The organism is Streptomyces sp. NPDC059564 (genome assembly GCF_042735575.1).
Classification (GTDB): domain Bacteria; phylum Actinomycetota; class Actinomycetes; order Streptomycetales; family Streptomycetaceae; genus Streptomyces.
In genome coordinates this window covers 1-4,346 of sequence record NZ_JBHWBP010000498.1, presented here as the reverse complement: position 1 = coordinate 4,346, position 4,346 = coordinate 1, and the positions used below count along the sequence as shown (strand labels likewise).

At 69.0% G+C, this 4,346-nt stretch carries 7 protein-coding genes; all 7 read right to left on the bottom strand.

The window, feature by feature from the left end; all coding sequences use genetic code 11:
• Positions 1-192: 192 nt before the first annotated feature.
• The 7 genes from ACFV0Q_RS38925 to ACFV0Q_RS38895 all read right to left on the bottom strand — a co-directional run bounded on the left by ACFV0Q_RS38925 (position 193) and on the right by ACFV0Q_RS38895 (position 4,176).
• A complete protein-coding gene (locus ACFV0Q_RS38925; protein ID WP_385012477.1) occupies positions 193-867 on the bottom strand; it encodes a pentapeptide repeat-containing protein in 675 nt (224 codons plus the stop codon).
• Between the two features lie 67 nt (positions 868-934).
• A complete protein-coding gene (amcA, locus tag ACFV0Q_RS38920) occupies positions 935-1,156 on the bottom strand; it encodes a multiple cyclophane-containing RiPP AmcA (RefSeq protein ID WP_385012476.1) in 222 nt (73 codons plus the stop codon).
• On the bottom strand, positions 1,134-1,586 hold the full coding sequence (locus ACFV0Q_RS38915; protein ID WP_385012474.1) for a hypothetical protein: 453 nt from the start codon (positions 1,584-1,586) through the stop codon (positions 1,134-1,136). The genes amcA and ACFV0Q_RS38915 overlap by 23 nt, the downstream gene beginning before the upstream one ends.
• 12 nt (positions 1,587-1,598) lie before the next feature.
• Complete coding sequence (locus ACFV0Q_RS38910; protein WP_385012472.1) at positions 1,599-2,207, bottom strand: radical SAM protein; 609 nt, start codon at positions 2,205-2,207, stop codon at positions 1,599-1,601.
• A gap of 130 nt (positions 2,208-2,337) precedes the next feature.
• On the bottom strand, positions 2,338-2,547 hold the full coding sequence (locus tag ACFV0Q_RS38905; RefSeq protein ID WP_385012471.1) for a hypothetical protein: 210 nt from the start codon (positions 2,545-2,547) through the stop codon (positions 2,338-2,340).
• Entirely contained in the window at positions 2,544-2,951 is a 408-nt protein-coding gene (locus ACFV0Q_RS38900) for a hypothetical protein (protein WP_385012469.1), read from the bottom strand. Before ACFV0Q_RS38900 ends, ACFV0Q_RS38905 begins: the two co-directional genes overlap by 4 nt.
• A gap of 58 nt (positions 2,952-3,009) precedes the next feature.
• Positions 3,010-4,176, bottom strand: coding sequence for a helix-turn-helix domain-containing protein (locus ACFV0Q_RS38895; RefSeq protein ID WP_385012479.1), 1,167 nt, complete (start codon positions 4,174-4,176; stop codon positions 3,010-3,012).
• Between the last annotated feature and the right edge of the window lie 170 nt (positions 4,177-4,346).

Sequence of the window (4,346 nt, the reverse complement as noted above, 5' to 3'; positions counted from 1 at the left end):
TGGCGACGGGCTGTGACGGCCTTGACGTCTACCTCGGTCATGGGGCTCCACCGCCCGGCCGGGATGATCGCGCCGGGCTCGTAGGCGGTCTCCTCGGGGCGAGTGGTCCGGACGGTGGCGATTTCGCAGCGAGCGCGGAGGGCGGACGGGTCGCCATAGGCGATGTGCAGGGGCACGGGTCTCCCTCCCGGGTCAGTCGTCCCCGACGGCGATGTCGAGTTCGCTCACGAGGGCTTCGGCGAGGTCGGACTGCTGGCCGGGGTCGATGCGGACCTTGGCGAGGTTCGCGACGCCGCGGATTGCCGACAGGTCGTTCTCGCGAAGGTCGGTGTTGCGGTAGCGGCCGGCGCCGAATTCGGTGAGCCGGAGCGTGCAGTCGGTGAACACGGCGTCGGACAGGTCGCAGTCCGTGAATGTGGCCTCTGTGAGGATGCAGCCGATGAAGGCCACGGGGCCGGTGGCGCGGACCTTCTCGAAGGTGGCGAAGTCGAGCTTGCAGCCCTCGAACAGAACGTCGTCGAGCACCAAGCGGTCCAGAGCGGCGCCCATCAGCTTGCAGTCCCGGACGTGGACTCGGGTCAGCTTGCTCTCGGTCCAGCGTGCCGAGCCGAGCTCGCTGTCGCCGATCTCCACGCCGTGGAAGTTGACCTGTTCGAACTCGACCCGCTTCGCGCGGATGCCCGCGATCCGGCCGGTGACCAGCTGGGTCTCCGCGAGGTCGAGCGATCGGAGATCGGCGTCCCCGTACGCGAAGTCCTGGACGGTGCCGCGGGAGCTGTCGAGGCTGTCGACGTTACTCAGGTAGAGGCCGGGCTCGTCCAGCTCCGGCAGGGTGATCGTGGTGTGGCCGAAGGTTCGGATGGCCATGGTGCTCCTTGTCGTTGGGGCGGGGCGGCCCCGCGCGGCGGCGGGACCGTCCCGATGCTGGCGGGTGCTACTTGTTCTTCCAGTTGTCCCATGTCGGACGGTTGTCGAACGTGGCGAGGGGCTTGGCGGGCGCGGCTTCCGAGGTGGGCTGGTTGCTCCAGGTGGCGTTGGTCCAGGCGTTCTCCCAGCGGGCGACGGCGGCGGTGCCGGCAGCCTCCAGGAGGGACTCGAATCCCTCCGCCGAGTCCATCACGAGGGTGGCGGCGTCAGCGGGCGTGTGAACGGACATGTCGCGTGACTCCTTCGAGTAGGGCGATTTTGGCTGTGGTGCAGTACTGGGTCTTGGTCCCGTCGAACCTGCCGGCGTGCTCGAAGTACCGGTTCGCGGCGTGGGCGCCCCCGCAGAAGGCGAAAGCGGGGCAGGTGGCGCGGCACGCGTCGACGCCCTGCCAGAACTCGGGGATCCAGGAGGTGCGTTCCTCGGCCTCGGCCACGAGGACGTCCAGGCCGTCTTTGAGCACGTTGCCGGTGGTGAAGTCGCCGAACCGGGCGTCGGTGAACCCCGCCAGCTCTGGGGAGAGCATGACCACCCCGCCGTCGTAGGCGACGGTGGGCATCGGATCCCAAGGTGCAGAGGTGGGCGTGGGGGCGGTGTCGTGGCTGCCGAGAACGGCACCGGCGAAGTTCAGCACCCGCTGGATCTCCCGCAGCCGGATCACCGGATTGGCTCGTCAGGCGTCTGCGAGGGCGGCCCAGAACTCGGTCGCGCGCACGGGTTCGGAATCCTTGGCCCCGCGGTTGACCCCTTCTTCCTCTTCGACGTTGACGCCGAGGGTGGTGACGCCCAGCTCGGCGAAGAAGTCGTAGAAGCGGGCCGCGTTCTCGGGGGCCGGGTCGGAGACGACCGCGATGGCGGAGAACGGGATGCCGTGGCGGCGCAGGCGCTCGATGCCTCGCATGGTGACGCGGAATCCGGGGTGGCCCGCGAGGGTGACGCGTTGGGTGTTCATGTCCTCGGGGCCGTCGATGCTGACGCCGACGTGCACCTCGCGCTCCAGCAGGAACGCGCACCAGGCGTCATCCACCAGAGCTGCGTTCGTCTGGACGCTGTGCTTCGCGCCTTTGAAGGGGGACATGAGCGCGGCCAGGTGGTCACGGCCGGTGGCCAGCGGCTCCCCGCCGTGCCAAACGACCTCGAACGCCGGATCGTCGGCTGCCCACAGATTGACGGCCGCGGTCACAGCCTCGGCAACCGTCACCGGCATCAAGTGGTTCATCTTGCGGAACGGCAGGTAGCAGTACGTGCAGTCCATGGGCAGGCACTTCGTGGTCGGCTGCATGATCACAGACCGAGGCCTGGCCGCGAGCCGTAACGCACTCTGCATCGTGCTCCTCTCGATCGGGTCCGGGCGGCGTGCCCCGCCCAGGCAAGTGGTGTTGTTGGAGGCACCGGGCGGAGCCTCGGTGGGGTCAGCGGGGGTCGGCCTGGCGCAGGGCCTGGTGGTCGGCGACTACCCATTCGACGCCCCCGCCTTCGGGGCGCAGGAAGACGGCTTCGGGGATGAAGCGCCGGGTCTTGGGGTCTTCCCAGTCGCCGATGAATTGGACGATCCCTTCGCGGCCTTCGGCGGGGTCCAGTACGCGGGCGCCCTCGTAGAGCCAGGAGGGCCGCCTGCTCATGCCTCACCATCCGTGCCAGCTGATTTCCTGAGTCGCTCCATGCCGCGCTCGGCGCGGACCCTCAGGGAGGGGCTGGGGTCCGGACTGCCGAACGGGTCCTCCCACGGGGCGTATTCGGGCCCGTGCTGCATCGTGTCGCCGGGGGCACTGCGGGGGAGCGGAACGGGGGCGTCCTCCTCCGTGGGCACGAGGGTGTCGAGCGAGGCGTTCCAGCCGTCCTCGCCCCCGCCCTCGGGACACAGGCGGTAGACCGTGGTGCCGGTGTCCTCGGGGACGTCTATGACCACACCTGTGCGGGAGGTTGCGGTGTCGTAGGCAAGGTCGCCGCGCAGCGGCCAGCGGGGATCAGGGGCGTCCGCCTGCTGTCGTACGCGGTCATGGTCAGTGCGACGCGTCGAGGTCATGTAGCGGAACGTATGCGCTCCGCTACGGAGCAATATGAATCACTGGAATGTCCCCAGGTCAGTCCAGTGAAAAGCGTCCGGTCATGCCGCGCAGCCGCTGACGTGTAGCAGCCCGCTCGGCGTAGATGATCTTCCGCAGAGTCGCGCGTGCGACGGGGTGATTGCGGACCAGTTGGGGAGCGATGCGTTCGGCGGTCTCTAGTTCGGTCAGGGCCTGGTCGCGGTTGCCGTCCCACAGCCACGCGCGGGCGAGGTCCATGTGGTGGTGACCGAGCCGGGAGTGCGGCAGGACAGCGATGTGCGCGGGGTCCGCCTCGCGGTTGAGCCGGAGTGCCTTCGTCTGGTCGCTCATCTCCAAGGCGGCGCTGACGCCGTGGATGACGACGTTGCCGAGGCTGAAGGTGACCGAGTGCCGGTCGTGGATCTCGGGCCCGACGTAGGAGTTGACGCGCTCGCCGGCCGTACGGGCGAGCGTGAGCCGCTCATCGGACCCGGCGGCGTTCCCGCCGCGCGCGGACGAGATCGCGGCCCGCAGGTGCAGGGCGCCCCACATACGCAGGGCGAGGGGGTCGCCGGCCTCGTACTCGGCTTCGATGCTGGATAGGGCTTTGTCACCGAGGGCGAGGGCGTCGTCCCAGTCGGCCGACGCCCACGTGTCCCACATGCGCATCCACAGCGCCATCGCAGGCATCACCGGGTCACCTGAGAGCTGCGCGGACCAGGTGGCCCGTTCGCAGGCCATGGCAACCAGCTCGGGATGTCCGAGGGCATGGGCCGCGGTGTGGGCGAACTTGCAGGCCACCGCGTAGATCGCGAACGCCTCTTCACGTTCGTGGCCGGTGGACGCCTCAGCGAGGGCTCGGGCCTCGCGCAGTATGTCCGGCAGCTCTTTCAGTACGGCGGCGTTCGCCGCAGCGTCGCGCAGTCGGAGCAGGCGCTTCATGTCGTGCCACAGCACCTCGGACGGTCGCGGGGTGCCATCGAAGACGGGAGCCAGCTCGTAACGGCGCAGCTCCCGGATGATGGAGGCAGCGGAGACCTGCCACTTGGTCTCGGCACCGCCGCCTGAGTACGGACGCTCGATCAAGGTGTTCGGATGGCAGTGGAGCGCGGCGGCCACGGCGTTGATTAGACCGGCCCGGTCCAGCTCGATCCGGCCTTTTTCGAGCTTGGATACCCAACCCTGGGTCCGCCCCAGTGCGGCGGCGAGGTCGGCCTGAGTCATCCCAACCGAAAGCCGCTGACGCCGGACCCGCTGTCCGATCCGCTCTTGCTCCTCGATGTACCCGCTCACACCCACCACCCCGATCTGCGACCGCTTCTGACGCGACGGTACCGCCGGGGCGCTCCAGAAGGTGGGCCTTGGCCAAGGGATCTCAACATATGCCCATGCCC

Coding starts and splice junctions, on each gene's coding strand:
- ACFV0Q_RS38900 (WP_385012469.1), bottom strand. CDS start 2,951: ATGACCTCGACGCGTCGCACTGACCATGACCGCGTACGACAGCAGGCG.
- ACFV0Q_RS38905 (WP_385012471.1), bottom strand. CDS start 2,547: ATGAGCAGGCGGCCCTCCTGGCTCTACGAGGGCGCCCGCGTACTGGAC.
- ACFV0Q_RS38910 (WP_385012472.1), bottom strand. CDS start 2,207: ATGCAGCCGACCACGAAGTGCCTGCCCATGGACTGCACGTACTGCTAC.
- ACFV0Q_RS38895 (WP_385012479.1), bottom strand. CDS start 4,176: ATGACTCAGGCCGACCTCGCCGCCGCACTGGGGCGGACCCAGGGTTGG.
- ACFV0Q_RS38925 (WP_385012477.1), bottom strand. CDS start 867: ATGGCCATCCGAACCTTCGGCCACACCACGATCACCCTGCCGGAGCTG.
- amcA (WP_385012476.1), bottom strand. CDS start 1,156: ATGTCCGTTCACACGCCCGCTGACGCCGCCACCCTCGTGATGGACTCG.